Below are 18,528 nucleotides of genomic sequence, written 5' to 3' on the forward strand. Positions count from 1 at the left end.
ATTACATCATTGCACGTCAGGTGAAACGTCAGTAAATGGATCTGGCATTTTCATCATTTTAGCAACCAGACTTGCGATTTTAGTACGCATGTCTTTTCGATGAACAATCATATCTAATGCCCCTTTTTCTAATAAAAACTCACTACGCTGAAAACCTTCAGGTAATGTCTCTCGAACCGTTTGCTCGATAACCCTTGGGCCGGCAAAGCCAATTAACGCTTTTGGTTCTGCAATATTAACATCACCAAGCATAGCTAGACTTGCAGACACTCCTCCCATTGTCGGATCGGTCATGACCGAAATATAAGGTAATCCTTCATCTTGCATTTTGGCCAATATTGCACTAGTTTTTGCCATTTGCATTAATGAAAAAAGTGCCTCTTGCATCCGAGCACCACCACTCGTTGAAAAACACACTAATGGGCATTTATTTTCAATTGCTTGTTCAGCAGCACGCACAAACATCGCTCCGACAACCGATGACATTGAACCGCCGATAAATGAAAACTCAAATGCAGCAGCAACAACAGGAATACCAAACAGCGTTCCTTTCATTGCAATCATAGCATCTTTTTCATTGGTCTCTTTTTGTGCTGCAGCTAAACGATCTTTATATTTTTTTGAATCTTTAAATTTCAAAATATCTTTTGGCTCTAGCTCCGTACCAATTTCAATATTAGAACCCTCATCCAAAAATCGAGTTAGCCGTGTTCTCGCTGTAATACGCATGTGATGATCACATTTTGGACAAACTTCCAAATTACGCTCAAGTTCAGCTTGATATATCACTTGTTCACAGCTCGTGCATTTCGTCCAAACACCACCAGGAATGTTTGCCTTTTTATGATCTGATGAGATATTGCTTTTATTAAGAATTTTTTCAATCCAACTCATTATTAACCTTCCGTTTGTCTTGCTGAGTATCAAACTTAGAAACTAGCATTATTGTATATTATTTTATGCTGTTACTTAATAGCTATTTTTATGTTTTATCTAAATCTATAATTAATTGAGAGTACAAAATACCATTTCTGCTATTTATATTATATGGCAATACCCACTTTTCATATTACAATTAATCTTTTACTGAATAAAAATTAGTTTAAAAATATAGGGCCTAATGGTGTTCTAGGCAGCTCAAATTGCGCTGGATAAATGACATCAACTAGATACAGTCCATCTGGTTTAGCCGTAGCAGCAGCTTGTGTTCTATCTTGAGATAGCAATAAATCCCTTATCCATGCTTCCGTTTGATGGCCATTTCCAACTTCAATTAAGCTACCCACAATATTGCGCACCATATGATGTACAAAAGCATTAGCTTGGATATCAATAACAAGATAACGGTCAAATCGAGTCACACTAATATGATGAATATTGCGCCATGGTGATAGGGATTGACATTGTGCAGCTCTAAAGGCACTAAAATCATTCTCACCCAGTAAATACTGAGCAGCTTGGTGCATTTTTACTTCATTTAGTGGTATATAATAATGGGTGATTCCTTGATTTAATATTGCATGTCGATAATGGTGATTATAAATGATATATCGATATCGCCTTGCTTGAGCACTGAATCTAGCATGAAATGACTCATCAACAGTTTGAGCCCATTTAATAGCAATATTACTAGGTAAATGGGTATTTGTTCCCATTGCCCAAGCATTAATCGGCCGATTAGCCTCAGTTTCAAAATGAATTACCTGACCTGTAGCATGAACACCTGCATCTGTTCTGCCCGCGCAAAATACGGTTATTGTTTCATCAGCAATCCGACTTAACGCTTCTTCTATTTTTTGTTGAACAGATGAAACATGTTGTTGCCGTTGCCAGCCACTATACTTGCTACCATCATACTCAATACCTAACGCAATTTTCATTCAATAAGCTCAGTTATTCAATATAGTTAGTCAATAAGCTTTCAGCTGTCTCTAATAACATTTTTGCCCCCAAATAGCGGATATTATCGCTGACGCTCATCAATTGTATTTGCTCTTGATTACCATAACTATGATGAACATTAGCAATCATAATCGCTAATGAATCAGCTTGTTCACTATTAATTACTGTCACCGGTGTTGGATAATCATGAGATATTACGCGGATACCATATTTATCGAATAACGCCTCATTTTGTTCGATACCTTGCGTAGTGGCTGACATAAATGAGATCGATTGAGTTAAACCATAAAAAACAGGAACTAAAACTGAATCAATTGTGATCGATAACTGATAGTTGCCCGTAATACGCTTAATTTGTTCGACGATAAAACTGTCATCAACCAACATACTTGGTAATACATTGAAAGCTAACTGTTTAGCAAAAAAATCATGCTCGGCCGGTAGTCCATTAAGCAATCTTGCGCTTTGACCTGCTAACTCATTGACACCTTGCTTTCCATAAAATGAGGCCGGAATCATGTTAGTTATATGGAGCTGCGTTAGTAGCTCGACATCTGTCAATGCAGCTAAGCAACGCAATGCTTGACTAACAATAGGATTGGCAATCGATACAATGTTTTCATTACGATAATCACCGAGTATTGAATCATTTAACTGTGGCACTATCAAGGGAATGGCTTCATCTAATGAAAAAGTGCCAGTTGCATCGAGTACAATGCAACCCGCTTGTGCTGCCGATCGAGCATATTGTTCTGATACAGATTGATTCGCTACAAAAAAAGCCAAATGGCAATTAGACCAATCCATATTTTTTATATGCTTAATAACAAGATTTTTACCATCAAATCGAACCGCTTCACCTTCACTATTATCACTGCCAAGCAAATCAAGCTGCGCAATTGTCAGCGCACTATTAGCTAATAACTCAATAATACTACGCCCAACTTGCCCATTTGCACCAACCACGGCAATATTCCATGATGCCATATTCATAACCTATTAAATGAATTAAATTGGTCACGATTATACTGACAATTTAGAACAAGATACAGCAATAATAAAATGGATATGCATTGATTATATCAAGTACGATAAGCTTGATTAGAGACAAGCAATATCTCTAATCAGAAGTATTATCATTTATAACACCAGTTTGCCCGCATTTTGATTCATGATCGATGCTCCAATACCTGATACCTCTTTTAATTGCTCGATAGAAATAAAGGGGCCGAATTTTTCTCTGTATTCGACAATCTTTTTTGCTTTGTTTAAGCCAATTCCTTGTAAATGTTTAGCCATCTCCTCTGCAGAAGCTTGATTAATATTAACCTGTTGTATTACATGGTCTTGCTTATTAACTAATGGCTCAGGCATACGAGACTCAGCATAAATTGACACTGAGCTCAATAACGAGAAAAAGAATAGCAGGGTAATCATTAAATATTGTTGACGGTTGTTCATAGTTTTCTCCTTAAATATTAAAAAATTTCAATATAACTATGACAGAAAAACCCAATAAACTTTTTTTAATGACACAAATATGTTAAAAGCCACGTATGTGGCTTTTAGATTTTAATTGATAACACAATTTACTGCGATTTTCATCACATATTGACATCAGGCATAATTTCGATTTTAGCATTTGAACGCAGATCCTGAGCTAAATAGTTGCTGAATAATTGCAATAGCTCTGGTTGTAACTTTTCAGATAAATCTTCAACCTGTTTTGGATACTGCACATCAGTGATAATGAAAAATTGTGCTTGTTCATCACTAATAATACTTGCACCAAAGGTAGTATCATTAACAGATGGCACGACTGCAAAGACCTCTTGAACCGTTTTAGGATCAATACGCTCATCGGTTATATCTTGAGTTAATGCTATACGCTGAGAAAAAGAGATACCTTTTACAGATCCGGTTTCTTTTAACTGAGCTAATTTTGCTTCCACATCCTTAGCAAATACAGCTTTTTTCTTTTCTGCTAATAGTTTAGCTTTAATGGTATCTTTTACATCTTCAAATGATGAGATTCCCTCATCTTGATAATCAGTAACCTGAATAATGTATGAAGCTTGATATTTTTGTATCGGTATAATAGCTGATATTTTCCCAGTCGGTTTTCCATCTACAATCATTTCATCACTGAACGCCTCATCATGGATTTCGGGGAAACGACCGATTGAGAAACTCTCTTTTTCATATGTCCAATTAGACGTATATAGCTCTAAACCTGATGCCTCAGCAATGGCTTCCATTGTCGGTAGATCGGCAGATTGCTCAAGTTTTTCTTGCTGTGTTTGAAACTGTTTATCTACTTTATCTTTATAAATAATAGATTTAATATCTGCAGCAGCATAATCAAATGGTAACTTTTTAGCGTTTATAACTTGATCTAAACGGACAATATAGTAAATACCATCTTGTTCAACAGGCTTGGATATCTCGCCGGCTTTTGCTAACTTGGTATTGTGTAGCAATTCAGGTAACTTATCATCCATATTCAACCAACCGATTTTATCCATTGGTATAGCTAAACGGTCTTTAGTGCTCTGTTGTTTAAGTGTGTTATATTCTTGCTGAGCTGATGGCAAAGAGTCAAATGATAAAAAGCTATAGAAACGTTTTTCAGGAGAAAAACTACCTGGTTTATTTTGATCGTAATGTTGCTGAATTTCTTCTCGTGTCACTTGAGTATCAGTTTCTATTGCCGGCAAGAAATTAGTAATATATTTCATTTTAAGCCGTTTTTTATGAAAAAACTCTTGCTGATTCTTGTCATAATAATTTTTCATTTCATCATCACTGACAGTGAACTCATCATTATCAATATTGGCTATCGAATAATTAGTCAAATAAACATTTCTGACTTGATTCTCCAAAATAGAGATATCTGAATCGGTTGGTAAAACGAAATTAGACAATAATAGTGCATCCATTACTTGTTTTTGCAAAATTGAAGAACGCAAACTATTTGCATAAGCATCAGGGGTGTAATGGTTGGCAGCTAATAGCTCTAAATATAGTTGGTTATTAAAACGACCATTTTTAAAGAAAACAGGTTGCTGGCGAATAATATTTTTTACTTGTTGATCACTAATTTTAGTGCCTAAAGACTCAGCCAATTGATAAGACAAAAAATTATCGATTTGACCCGCTAACACCGAGCTTCGCAGCATTTTAATAAATGCATCATCGCCCATGACCGTTCCTGCATTTCTTTCTGCAGCTTGGGCCTCGGCTTCAAAAGCACTACGACTTAGCCCTTCACCATTTACTTTAGCAATATAGATTCTAGCATCATCCGCATGACTTGAACCTAATCCTAAAAAACCACTAAATCCTGTGAAAATAAATGCTAAAATAATGATACTAAAAATTATTTTTACAATAACACTATTAGCTGCGGTCCGAATTTTTTCCATCATATTGTATTTTTCTCCATTGAATAACCTATCTTGGTAAAGTTTATTCACTGAAATAAGTATTAATTTTCATCCAATTTTAATTGGCGCAAGTATACCATATTTGTCAATATTCGCTATGGTATAAATGTTAATAAAAAAGCTGGCATAATGCCAGCTGTATAATCCCATATGTTAAATATCGCTTAGTTCATTGAGCCAGGTACAGCCTCGATATTTTTACTTTTCTTTATTGCTCGTTTTATTGGATTTTTCGCCAATTTTATCGGTTCCATCCCAAACGGATTATTGGCTAATGCCAGAGTTAACACATCATCGATCCATTTTACTGGGTGAATATCAAGCTCAGCTTTGACATTGTCAGGAATTTCTTCAAGATCTTTCGCGTTTTCAATCGGAATGATCACTGTCTTAATCCCACCGCGATGAGCTGCTAACAATTTTTCTTTTAATCCACCAATTGGTAATACTTCTCCACGCAGTGTAATCTCACCCGTCATTGCGACATCAGCTTTAACAGGATTACCCGTCAATGTTGAAATCAAGGATGTGCACATAGCAATACCCGCACTAGGGCCATCTTTAGGTGTCGCTCCATCTGGCACATGAACATGGATATCTCGTTTTTCATAAAAATCAGTATTTATACCCAATTTTTCGGCTCTTGAACGAACAACAGTTAGCGCAGTTTGAATAGATTCTTGCATAACTTCACCTAATGAGCCGGTATCGGTTAGTTTGCCTTTACCAGGCACACTAACCGACTCAATAGTTAATAAATCACCACCGACTTCAGTCCACGCAAGGCCATTAACTTGACCAATTCTATTTTCATCCTCAATTTTACCGTAATCAAAGCGCTGTACACCTAAGAATTCATGCAAGTTCTGTTGAGTGACCGTCATATGTTTCATTTTTTTATTTAGCGCAAGTTGCTTAACAACTTTACGACAAATTTTGGCAATCTCTCTCTCTAAGCTACGAACACCAGCTTCACGGGTATAGTAACGAATGATCCCCATGATGGCTGAATCATCGATCTCAATCTCATTAGCTTTAAGTCCACTATTATTGATTTGCTTTTGTAATAAATGTTGTTTAGCAATATTGAGTTTTTCATCTTCGGTATAACCCGATAAACGAATAACCTCCATCCTATCTAATAATGGTGCTGGAATATTCATTGAGTTTGCTGTTGCAACAAACATGACATCAGATAAATCATAGTCAACTTCTAAATAATGATCATTAAATGCGCCATTTTGCTCTGGATCAAGCACCTCTAACAGCGCAGATGCAGGATCACCACGCATATCTGCGGACATTTTATCAATTTCATCGAGTAGAAAGAGCGGATTTTTTACACCCACTTTAGCCATACGCTGAATTAATTTACCTGGCATTGATCCAATATAAGTACGGCGATGTCCCCGGATCTCAGCTTCATCACGTACCCCCCCTAAGGCCATTCGAACATATTCTCGACCAGTCGCTTTTGCAATCGATTGACCTAATGAGGTTTTACCAACACCTGGTGGACCGACTAAACAAAGGATAGGCCCTTTAATCTTATTGACTCTGCCTTGCACAGCTAAATATTCCAAAATACGATCTTTAACTCTTTCAAGTCCATAATGATCATGATCTAATACTTTTTGTGCTTCTTTAATGCCTTTTTTGACTTTACTTTTTTTCGCCCATGGCACTTGAAGCATCCAATCAATATAACCCCTCACCACGGTTGCTTCTGCTGACATTGCGGGCATCATTTTGAGTTTATTAAGCTCTGACATCACTTTATCTGCCACGTCTTTTGGCATTTTCGATTTTTCAATCTTATCTTTTAACTCTTCATACTCATCCGGCTTATTCTCAATATCACCTAATTCCTTATGAATCGCTTTAATCTGTTCATTGAGGTAATATTCTTTTTGCGCTTTTTCCATCTGTTGTTTTACACGTTGACGAATGTTCTTTTCAACTTGTAATAAATCAATTTCTGACTCCATCATGGCAATCAAAGCTTCAAAACGTTTTTCCAAATCTAAGCAGGCAAGAATGTCCTGTTTTTGTTCGACTTTAATAAATAAGGTTGCAACAATTGAATCGGCTAATTGCGCAGGTTCTTTAATTAGTCTGATCGAATCGACGACTTCTTGTGTAATTTTTTTATTTAATTTGGCATATTCTTCAAAATTAGACAAAGTAACTCGAAGAAGTGCTTCATTTGCTAAATCGGTATTAGATTCATTAGCTAACTGAATATTACCGGTAAAAAAGTTTTCAGTCTCTTGTTCAAGCAAATTCACCAATTTTGCCCGAGCAACACCTTCAACTAAAACTTTAATTGTTCCATCGGGTAATTTTAGCAACTGTAGGATATTCGCAATTGTCCCAACGGCAAAGAGATCTTTCTCTTGCGGATCATCTAAGCTCGCATCTTTTTGCGTCACTAAAAAAACCTGTTTATTCATTTCCATTGCTTTTTCTAAACAACGAATAGACTTATCTCGTCCAACAAATAACGGAATAACCATGTGAGGAAAAACCACCACATCACGTAGAGGTAAAACTGGCATCACCTGTTTTAATTGTTTTGTTCTCATATAACTCTCTCTAACAGTATCAATTCCATATTAGGACTATATAAGGGCAAATAATCAATATTCAAGCCTAGTAATTGCGATACTATATTAATATATTTGAAATTGAGACAAAATTATTTTGCCGATTGATAACCTGCATTTTGTAACAACCAAAATGCAGGTATAGAACTATTTCTGATAGATAATTTGAGGCGGGATTTGTTGGTCAATAGTTTCGCCACTGACAATAACTTTATTAACGTTGGACAATGATGGTAAATCATACATCACATCTAATAAAATACCTTCAACAATTGAACGTAAGCCTCTTGCTCCCGTTTTACGTTTCATCGCTTTAGCCGCAATTGCCTCTAATGCATCAACAGTAAATTCCAACTCAACGTTTTCTAACTCAAACAGTGCTTTATACTGCTTAGTTAATGCATTTTTAGGCTCAGTTAAAATTTGGATCAAAGCCGTTTTATCCAGCTCAGTCAGTGATGCAATAACCGGTAGTCGGCCGATAAACTCAGGAATTAAACCAAACTTAATGAGATCTTCAGGCTCAATTTGAGCTAATAACTGTGATTCTGTCGCTTTGTGCTTATCCGCTTTAACTTCAGCACCAAAACCAATGCCTGTATTGACGGATAGACGATTAGCGACCACTTTATCAAGTCCAGCAAATGCACCACCACAAATAAATAAAATTTTAGACGTATCAACTTGCAAGAATTCTTGCTGTGGATGCTTACGTCCCCCTTTAGGTGGCACAGAAGCAACCGTCCCTTCGATAATTTTAAGCAAAGCTTGTTGCACACCTTCACCCGATACATCTCGTGTGATTGAAGGATTATCAGACTTGCGTGAAATTTTATCGATCTCATCAACATAAATAATACCGCGTTGAGCTTTTTCAACATTATATTCGCAGCTTTGTAATAATTTTTGAATAATATTTTCAACATCTTCGCCGACGTAACCGGCTTCGGTTAAGGTCGTCGCATCAGCCATCGCAAACGGCACATCAAGAAAACGAGCCAATGTTTCAGCGAGCAATGTTTTACCACTACCCGTTGGGCCTATCAGTAAAATATTACTTTTACCCAACTCAACACCGTCTTTATCTTTTGGCACACGCAGCCGTTTATAATGATTATAAACCGCAACCGATAGGACTTTTTTTGCTTGCTCTTGACCAATCACATACTCATCTAAATGTGCTCTAATTTCATGCGGAGTCGGTAGCGGTTTTAATGAATCTTCATCTTGGTGAGCAAAATCCGAACTATCACTTTTTAACATTTCATTTAAAGAATGAATACACTCATCACAAATATAAATTGATGATGAACATTCAATTAGTCTTTTGGTCTCATGCTGACTTCTACCGCAAAATGTGCAGTACAGTAACTTACCTGATGTCTCTTTATTCACTAAAATCACCTGCTATTACAATATACTTTGACAGGGCAGCTATCAAATACACTACCCAATACGTAATGATAATTTATGCTCTTTTATCAAAGATCGCATCCACCAAACCATAATCAACAGCTTGCTGGGCTGACATAAAGTTATCACGATCAGTATCTTTTTCAATCACATCTAAGGTTTGACCTGTATGCAACGCCATTAATTCATTCATTCTATTTTTAACTTTTAACACTTCTTTGGCATGAATTTGAATATCTGATGCTTGACCTTGAAAACCACCTAATGGTTGGTGGATCATAACTCTAGCATTAGGTAAACAGTAACGTTTACCTTTTGCGCCAGCGGTCAATAAAAATGCGCCCATTGAACATGCTTGCCCTAAACAAATCGTACTCACATCAGGTTTAATAAACTGCATAGTATCGTAAATAGACATCCCTGATGTAATAACTCCACCAGGAGAATTAATATAAAGATAAATATCTTTTTCTGGATTTTCAGCTTCTAAAAATAACAGTTGGGCAACAATCAAATTAGCCATATGATCTTCAACTTGCCCAGTCATAAAAATAATACGTTCTTTTAATAATCTTGAGTAAATGTCATATGCCCGTTCGCCACGAGAGCTTTGCTCAACAACCATTGGGACAACATTCATACTTTCACTTTTATAAGACATTGTCTCTCCTAACTAAATAAAACAGCCCAAAAAAGAGTACTCTTATTTTGGGCTATAACTTGATTGAAAAATCAACTCACACTTATGCTGGTTGTTGATTCATTAATTCCGAGAATGAGTATGATTTATCAGTCACTTTCGCTTTTTCAAGTAAAAGATCGACGATTTGATCTTCTAGTGCAACAGATTTTAAATTGTCTAATGCTTTTTTATCTTGACTATAATAAGCGATGACTTCTTTTGGATCTTCATATGCTGTTGCAATTTCATCAATTAATGATTTTACGCGGGCTTCATCGGCAGTCAATTTATTGCTTTCAATCATTTCACCAAATAAAAGGCCAATTGTAACACGTCTTTTCGCTTCTTCTTCAAATAACTCTTTTGGCAATTCGATTGGCTGTTTGCTATTATTACCGAAACGAGACATAGCTTGTTGACGTAACACATCAATTTCACGTTCTATAAGGGAAGATGGCACATCAATTTCATTATATTTCACTAATCCATCAATAATTTGTGCTTTAGTTTTATTACGAACGGTTGCTTTTAGCTCTCTTTGCATATTTTTGCGCACTTCAGCTTTTAAACCGTCAAGCGTACCATCTGCAATACCGAAACGTTTAATAACATCACTTGTTAATTCTGGAAGCTCAAGCTCTTCTACTTTTTTCAAAGTTGAAACAAATTTAGCCGCTTTGCCTTTTAAATTTTCAGCATGATAATCTTCTGGGAATGTCACATCGATATCAAAATTATCACCTGCTTTATGACCTAAGATAGCCGTTTCAAAACCAGGAATCATTCTACCTTGACCAAGTACTAAGGCAAAATCCGTCGCTTTTCCACCTTCAAACTCTTCACCGTCAACAGTGCCGACAAAATCAAGAACAACGCGCATTTGATCTTGTGCATCTTTAGTTACTTCTTTCCAAACGCCTTGTTGCTTACGTAATGTTTCAATCATCACGTCAATATCCTCGTCGTTAACATCTGCAACCGGCTTTTCAACTTCGATTTTATCAAGATCTTTAATTTCGATTTGAGGATACACTTCGAATTCAACAGTGAATGGATAATCTTCACCTTGCTTATATTCAGACGGAATATAAGTTGGTGCACCAGCTGGATTAATTTTTTCTTGAATAATCGCTTCAATAAAATTACGTTGCATTAATTCGCTTAATGCATCTTGTAAAATTGTTGCACCATAACGTTGTTCAACCACTTTTAATGGTACTTTTCCTTTACGAAATCCATCAATACGGACTTTTTTTGCTGTACTAAACAGTTCTTTATCAAACGCTTTTTTTATATCTTCTGATGGAATAGTGATCGTTAAACGGCGCCCTAGTCCTTGTGTTGTTTCTAGCGAAACTTGCATCTTTAAATACCTCAGAATCATGAATTAACTTGTACTTGTGTGAAATTTTAAGTTATTTTCCGATCATCAAGCACAATAAAGTTTATAAAATAGCCGTGTATTATACAGGCCGATATATCTTACGTCGAGAATTTTAATAGTTTCTTCTCTAATGATTTTAATCGTTTACTCATATCATCAATATGCAATACTAGCGAGGCGGTTTTACGCCATACTTTATTCTCTTGCAATGGAATTCCTGATGAATAAACACCCGGTTCAGAAATTGGCCGCATGACCATACCCATCCCCGTTACCGTCACTTTATCACAAATTTCCATATGACCATTGATGACACTTGCACCGCCAATCAAACAGTACTTACCAATTTTTAGACTGCCGGCCATAATAACACCGCCCGCAACAGCCGTATGCTCACCAATATAATCATTATGTGCAATTTGGCACTGATTATCAATAACAACACCATCACGAATTATCGTATCATCGAGTGCACCACGATCAATCGTCGTTGACGCGCCAATCTCAACATTATTACCAATAATCACCCGACCTAATTGCGGAATTTTAACCCAATTACCGCGATCATTAGCATAACCAAACCCATCTGAACCAATCACTGCACCAGACTGAATTAAACAATTATCACCAATTTGAATATTATGATACACCGACACATTAGCCCACAATTTGCTATTGTGACCAATTTGACTATTTTTACCAATAAAGCAACCCGCACCGATGATCGTGTTATCTCCCAGTACTACGCCACTTTCAATAACCGCATTGGCACCAATTGATACATGCTGCCCCAAAATAACATCAGCACCAATAACAGCAGATGGCGCAATACCCTCTGCCGGTTTTGGTGTGGTATCAAGTAACTGCGCAAGTTTTGCATAAGTTAAATAAGGGTTAGCAACAATTAACGCAGCACCATTCCAATGAGATAAGCTTTCTTCAGTCAATACCACTACACTTGCCTTGCAAGTTTGCAGTTGGTCTTGATATTTTTTATCAGCTAAAAATGTAATCTGACCTTGTTTAGCACTTGCCATTGAAGCAATACTATTAATAACCAGATTCTCATCGCCAACTAAAATAGCATTTAATTTTTCAGCCAGTTCTTTAAGCTTATATGAATACATTATTTTTTAACCTGTTCCAAAACCTTGCTTGTAATATCAACAGTATCAGTAGCATAGAAAGCGGCTTCGGCTTTTAACACTAAATCATATTTTTCGTTAGCTGCAACGACTTTTACCGCTTCTTGAATTTTCACGAGTAATTTATTAGCTTCTTCATTTTCTCGTTTACGATAATCCATCGAAAATTCTTTTGCCTTATCTTCAAACGCTTTTACAATTTTCGTTAGTTTTGTTTTATCTGAAGTAGATAATGTCATCCCATCTTTTTGTAATTTCTGAGCGGCATCGTTAGCTTTCTTCTCTTCTTCTTGTAATACTTTTGCTCGTGGTTCAAATTCAGAATCAAGTGCTTTACTCACAGCTTCTCTTTGTGGCATTTGCTGTAAAATAGAGACAACATCAATAACTCCAACTTTTGTGTCAGCATAAACAAACCCACTCAACAACAATGCTAAACTCAATCCCATAACTGAAATAATTTTTTTCACACTAATCACCTTTTTATTAAATTTTACTACCATGTAGACCCTATATTAAACTGAAATTGCTGTGATGAATCGCCACTATATTTCTTGATCGGCTGAGCGTACGAAAACACTAGCGGACCAAGTGGTGACATCCATTGCACAGCAAGACCTGCTGAAACACGTATATCAGACGCTGTGCCATAATCAGGAATATTATTACCTTTGAAATCCCAGTCCGTATCCCATACGGTACCCGCATCGACAAATAAAGAGGTTCGAATACTACTTGCGTATTTTTCACTAGCAAACGGCGTTGGAACAATTAACTCACCACTGACAAACGCTAAAGCATTACCACCGACAGAATCTGATGATGAGGTACAACTTTGTGTTTCAGATAAATTACATTTATCACTATTGAAATAGATTGCTTTAGGACCAACAGTATTGGCTTTAAAGCCTCGTAGTACCGATGAACCACCCGCATAGAAGTTCTCATAAAATGGTAACTCTTTACCACCAAATCCCGTTCCATAGCCTAAACGCCCACGCGCAAGTGCCACCCAATTGTGTTCATAATCTAATGGATAATAATAAGATCCATCTAAAATGAATTTGGCAAAACGATTATCAAATACCGGCACAGTAACTTTACCGTTAGCAGAAATTTTAGTCCCAGCAGTTGGGAAAAAACCACGATCAAGCGAGTTATAGCTCCAGTTAGCATTTAACAGTAAATCATTAGTACTAAAAGAGATGCTATTTTTCCCTTTTACATCTTCACCCATCGACTGAAAGTATCGCCACATGCCATACTGCGCATTCATATCACTCAAACGGTGGTTAGCAAATTCAGTACCAAAGCGAACAAAATTTTTCTCACTAATTGGGAAACCTAGGCTAGCATTCGCACCCCAAGTCTTACTAGAGTATTCAGACTGATCACCATCTTTGTCTGCTTGGTAAGTATTATAATAAATATTCCCCCCTAAGCTAACGCCATCAATCGTAAAATAAGGGTTAGTGGCTGATATCGATGCAGTTTTATCTGAATCAGTCGTATTGACATCAAACGATACACTATTACCTGTACCTAACCAGTTTTCTTGTGAGATGCCAGCATTGAAGCTAAGGCCACTATCTGATCCAATACCAATACCAAATTTAATACTACCAGTATTTCGCTCTACAACTTTGTAAGTAATATCCACCTGGTCATCAACGCCAGAAACGCGTTCTGTTTCTGTTTCAACTGTATCAAAAAAACCTAATCGATTTAGTCGAGTTTTACCTAACTCGACTAAATTATTACTTAACCAAGCCCCTTCCATCTGACGTAGCTCACGACGAATTACACGTTCACTCGTTACCGTATTACCCACAATTTTGATGTTTCTGACATAATAACGTGGGCCAACATCGACATAGACGATCAATTTAACAGTATGATCCGTATCATTGAGTTCTGGATGTGTAATCACCCGTGGGAAGGCGTAGCCATAATCAGCTAACATTTTTTTAATTTGATCTTCAATCTGAGTAATCTTTTTACCATTGTAAAGCTCACCCAGTTTTAGTTGAGGAGCTGTAATAGCCTCGACTTTATCTTTGTGCCCTGCGTAGTTACCTTTAAGCTCAATCTCCGACAAATTATACTTATCACCTTCTTCAATATTAATTGTCACATAAATCCCTTTTTTATCGGGTGTTAAACTAACTTGTGTTGAATCAATATTAAATCGAGCATAACCTCGATCAAGATAAAAGCCTTGTAGCTCATCTAAATCGGCTGCTAATTTTTGTTTCTGATATTTTCGATCACCTAACATATTCCACCACGGCACTTCATCTCGCAGAGAAAAGCGTGAAATCAGCTCATCAGACGAGTAAGCTTTAGCGCCAACGATATTAATTTGCTCAATCAGCGCCGATACTCCTTCAGCAATATCAAGCTTGAGATCAACTCGGTTACGCGACAAGGGCGTTACAACCGCCTTCACTTTCGCGTTATATTTACCAATACTGTAATAGAAATCTTCAAGACCCTTCTCAATTGCGGATAAGGTGGTGCGATCTAAAGATTCACCAACACGTACGCCAGAACCATCAAGATTGGCTGTCAACATATCATCTTTAACTGACTTATTACCAGAAAAGGTGATACTTGCAATCGTTGGACGTTCTTCAACATTAATAATTAATGTATTCCCATCACGAGCAATAGAGATATTTTCAAAATTACCGCTGGTATATAATGACTTAATAATGTCACCCAAATCGGCTTCATTAACGTAATCGCCGACTTGTATAGGCATTTTCAATAATGCTGCACCAAGAGTTACCCGTTGTAATCCTTCAAACTTAATATCTTTAACCTCAAAACTATCCGCACTAAATACGGCAGGGCTATAAGTAAAAGTGCTAAAAAGCAAAGACGCTATGAGCAATTTATTAATTCTCATTGTTGAGACTCACATTCATTATATATTACTCCATTCAATCATCATGATAACCGTATAAAATCATTAAATAATGCGATACTCATTATCACTAACAATAACAAAAAACCTAAGCGGTAAAAAACACCTTGTATTGCACTCGATACTGGCGATCCTTTTATTTTTTCGATTAATAAAAAAACAAGATGCCCACCATCTAGCATTGGTAATGGCACCAGATTAATCACACCTAAACTAATGCTAATAAATGCTAAAAAAAACAAATAAGGCACAACACCATAACTTGCTGTTTGCCCTGCTCCCTGCGCAATTGACACCGGACCAGATAAATTTTTAAGTCCAATCACACCTGTAAGTAATTGGTAAAATGAACGCGCAACAAGTTTGATTGTTAATCCCGTTTGCTCAATCCCCTTAGAAAAGGCATTTACTATATCATACTGTTTTATAATTGTGTTATTACTCGGGTAAATTCCTGCTACCCCGATTTTCTCACCTTTACTGTTCACCTCAATATTAGGCAGCAAATCGAACGATACTCTTGCTCCGCCTCGATTAACAGCCAACATTATTGGTTGCCCTGCTTTGATTAACGTCGAAAAATTATTCCAATTATCATAAGGCTGACCATTATAGGCAATAATCGTATCACCAGCTTGTAAGCCAATTTTATCCGCAGCAGAATCAGGCACTACTTGACTAATAATGGGATAAATCGCTATAGGCGCTGGAACAAAGCCAAAGGCAGTGATAGATGACTCTTTTTCAATATCAAAGCGCCATCCTTTAATGCTAACCGATTGCTCATGTAATTTATGATCAGCTGTTTCATAGGAAATAGTGATGTTATCTTTTCCCATTTCACCCACCAATGCAACATTAACATCAGCCCAACTATCTACTTTGATACCTGCAATTGATTTTAGTTCCGCTTCTTGTACAATATTTATATTTGCAGCTGGCGTATTGGCCGTCACACTAGCGAATTTAACAGGATAAGAGACCACTCCAATTTGGAAAATGGCCCAATAAACAAAGAAAGCAAACAGAAAATTTGCAACAGGTCCTGCACACACAATCGCCACGCGTTTAAAGATAGTTTGATGATTAAATGCAAATCGCAGCTCATCAGCTTGTAATACTTTATTTGTTCCATCAAGCATCTTTACATAACCGCCCAATGGAATGATAGACAGTTTAAATTCAGTTCCCTTTTTTGTAGTATAAGAACACAGCTTTTTACCAAAACCAACTGAAAAACACTCAACTCTCACACCACATAATCTAGCAATAATAAAGTGACCAAACTCGTGCACAGTTACTAGTATACTAATTGTCACTAAAAATATTATTGTTGCCCAAATCACACTGGTTCCCTATAGTACATATAGAATAAGCGCAGCAAAAACAGGAATCGCAGCAGTTAAGCTATCGATACGATCTAAAATTCCGCCATGTCCCGGAATTAAGTGACCACTATCTTTAATATTCGCTTCACGCTTAAACATGCTTTCAGTTAAATCCCCTAACACCGATACTAAAATTGCACAGATTGAACTCAGCATTAAGGTATCAAATGAAATGAAAAAGTAACCACTCACATACACTAGCAAACTAATAAGCAGCGCAGCAATAACCCCTCCAATCAAGCCTTCAATAGTTTTTCCTGGAGAAACCCGTGGCGCTAATTTATGCTTACCCAGTGCACGACCAGCGAAATAAGCCCCGGAATCAGTAGCCCAAACCAGCACTAACACGTAAAGCAGCCAAAAAGCCCCTTGAAACGAGTTATCACTATAATTAACTTGTCTTAATGCAATCATACCAAGAACAAAAGGTAGTAACGTAACACAAGCAAATAAAGTTTTTACGACATTATGCCGCCAAAAACGTACTGAGTTTGGATAACTGACCACGAGCAATAACGCCAACAGCCACCATGCTAAAGATAATAATAGTACGACTTTAACAACCCCTATTTGCTGCGTTGAGACATAATAGATTGCAATGATAAATAGCGTAAAAATAAGCGTAAATACTGATTTATGCTGACGCGAATGAAGGTGTAAAAATTGTGACCATTCCCATGTGGCTAAGCCAGAAATAGCAATCATCACCGCAATAAATCCCGGTAATGGTAAAAAGAATAGACAGATAATAACCAAAGGGATTAACACTATCGCAGCTAAAAGACGTTGAATTAACATTACTTATCCTAATTATTAAGAATCAATAACCTGACCAAAACGACGTTCTCGTTTGTTAAACGCCAAAATAGCCTTATCTAATGAATCACGATCAAAATCAGGCCACAGTATATCAGTAAAATAGAGCTCAGAATAAGCAATTTGCCATAGCAGAAAATTACTGATCCGATGCTCACCGCCCGTTCTAATGACAAGATCAATTGCGGGTTGTTCATACAAGGAAATTTCATTATTGATAATGTCCTCATTAATTTCATCAATCGTCAGATCGTTACTTTCAACTTTTGCAATAATATTTTTAATCGCATGAGTGATATCCCATCGTCCACCATAATTAGCCGCAATATTAAGTATTAAGCCAGAATTACGACAAGTCATCGTTTGAATTTTATCAATCATGGCTTGTAATTGGATAGGGAAACGAGATGTATCACCAATAATATTCAGACGAATATTATGTTTATGTAAATCCTTCGCCTCTCGATTTAAAGCATAAACAAATAATGACATCAGTGAAGAGACTTCTTGTTCTGGTCTTTTCCAGTTTTCACTACTAAAAGCATACAGCGTTAGTGCCTTGACACCTATCATTCGTGCATGCTGTACCGTTTTTCTAACTGCCTTTAGTCCTGCGCGATGACCGACAGCGCGCAGTTGATTTCGATTTTTAGCCCATCGCCCATTTCCGTCCATAATAATTGCAATATGATGTGGAATGAGTGTTTGCTGTATCATTCTTTTTCCGTAACAAGTGAGTAGAGAATTGTTGTCATATTAGCATATTAAGCACAAGTAAAACATTTATTTTAGCGACCTTCCTAAACGAATATGATAA

15 protein-coding genes are annotated in these 18,528 nt (G+C 36.8%); all 15 read right to left on the minus strand.

The window, feature by feature from the left end; genetic code table 11:
* Positions 1-6: 6 nt before the first annotated feature.
* A complete protein-coding gene (gene accD, locus DES39_RS09705) occupies positions 7-894 on the minus strand; it encodes an acetyl-CoA carboxylase, carboxyltransferase subunit beta (protein WP_121145587.1) in 888 nt (295 codons plus the stop codon).
* Between the two features lie 203 nt (positions 895-1,097).
* Positions 1,098-1,880 carry a tRNA pseudouridine(38-40) synthase TruA gene (truA, locus tag DES39_RS09710; RefSeq protein ID WP_121145589.1) on the minus strand — a complete coding sequence of 261 codons (783 nt, stop codon included), beginning with the start codon at positions 1,878-1,880 and terminating at the stop codon, positions 1,098-1,100.
* A gap of 13 nt (positions 1,881-1,893) precedes the next feature.
* Entirely contained in the window at positions 1,894-2,889 is a 996-nt protein-coding gene (locus DES39_RS09715; RefSeq protein ID WP_170143389.1) for an aspartate-semialdehyde dehydrogenase, read from the minus strand.
* A 153-nt stretch (positions 2,890-3,042) separates the two neighbouring features.
* Positions 3,043-3,363, minus strand: a complete 321-nt coding sequence (locus DES39_RS09720; protein ID WP_121145592.1) for a ComEA family DNA-binding protein — start codon at positions 3,361-3,363, stop codon at positions 3,043-3,045.
* Between the two features lie 143 nt (positions 3,364-3,506).
* Positions 3,507-5,330, minus strand: coding sequence for a SurA N-terminal domain-containing protein (locus DES39_RS09725; protein WP_121145594.1), 1,824 nt, complete (start codon positions 5,328-5,330; stop codon positions 3,507-3,509).
* Between the two features lie 182 nt (positions 5,331-5,512).
* Entirely contained in the window at positions 5,513-7,933 is a 2,421-nt protein-coding gene (gene lon, locus DES39_RS09730; RefSeq protein ID WP_121145596.1) for an endopeptidase La, read from the minus strand.
* Positions 7,934-8,101: 168 nt separating this feature from the next.
* Complete coding sequence (clpX, locus tag DES39_RS09735) at positions 8,102-9,349, minus strand: ATP-dependent protease ATP-binding subunit ClpX (RefSeq protein ID WP_211324686.1); 1,248 nt, start codon at positions 9,347-9,349, stop codon at positions 8,102-8,104.
* Positions 9,350-9,422: 73 nt separating this feature from the next.
* Positions 9,423-10,028 carry an ATP-dependent Clp endopeptidase proteolytic subunit ClpP gene (gene clpP / locus DES39_RS09740; RefSeq protein WP_121145600.1) on the minus strand — a complete coding sequence of 202 codons (606 nt, stop codon included), beginning with the start codon at positions 10,026-10,028 and terminating at the stop codon, positions 9,423-9,425.
* 82 nt (positions 10,029-10,110) lie between these two features.
* Positions 10,111-11,412 carry a trigger factor gene (gene tig, locus DES39_RS09745; RefSeq protein WP_121145602.1) on the minus strand — a complete coding sequence of 434 codons (1,302 nt, stop codon included), beginning with the start codon at positions 11,410-11,412 and terminating at the stop codon, positions 10,111-10,113.
* A gap of 119 nt (positions 11,413-11,531) precedes the next feature.
* A complete protein-coding gene (lpxD, locus tag DES39_RS09750; protein WP_121145604.1) occupies positions 11,532-12,560 on the minus strand; it encodes a UDP-3-O-(3-hydroxymyristoyl)glucosamine N-acyltransferase in 1,029 nt (342 codons plus the stop codon).
* Positions 12,560-13,048 (minus strand): OmpH family outer membrane protein, encoded by a 489-nt coding sequence (locus tag DES39_RS09755; protein WP_170143390.1) that lies wholly within the window; start codon positions 13,046-13,048, stop codon positions 12,560-12,562. The genes lpxD and DES39_RS09755 overlap by 1 nt, the downstream gene beginning before the upstream one ends.
* 26 nt (positions 13,049-13,074) lie before the next feature.
* On the minus strand, positions 13,075-15,489 hold the full coding sequence (bamA, locus tag DES39_RS09760) for an outer membrane protein assembly factor BamA (protein WP_121145608.1): 2,415 nt from the start codon (positions 15,487-15,489) through the stop codon (positions 13,075-13,077).
* 41 nt (positions 15,490-15,530) lie between these two features.
* A complete protein-coding gene (gene rseP / locus DES39_RS09765) occupies positions 15,531-16,853 on the minus strand; it encodes an RIP metalloprotease RseP (RefSeq protein WP_121145610.1) in 1,323 nt (440 codons plus the stop codon).
* Positions 16,854-16,862: 9 nt separating this feature from the next.
* Positions 16,863-17,693 (minus strand): phosphatidate cytidylyltransferase, encoded by an 831-nt coding sequence (locus DES39_RS09770; RefSeq protein WP_121145612.1) that lies wholly within the window; start codon positions 17,691-17,693, stop codon positions 16,863-16,865.
* 15 nt (positions 17,694-17,708) lie between these two features.
* A complete protein-coding gene (locus tag DES39_RS09775; RefSeq protein ID WP_121145614.1) occupies positions 17,709-18,428 on the minus strand; it encodes an undecaprenyl pyrophosphate synthase in 720 nt (239 codons plus the stop codon).
* Positions 18,429-18,528: the final 100 nt, after the last annotated feature.

It is taken from the genome of Orbus hercynius, assembly GCF_003634275.1.
Classification (GTDB): Bacteria; Pseudomonadota; Gammaproteobacteria; order Enterobacterales; family Orbaceae; genus Orbus; species Orbus hercynius.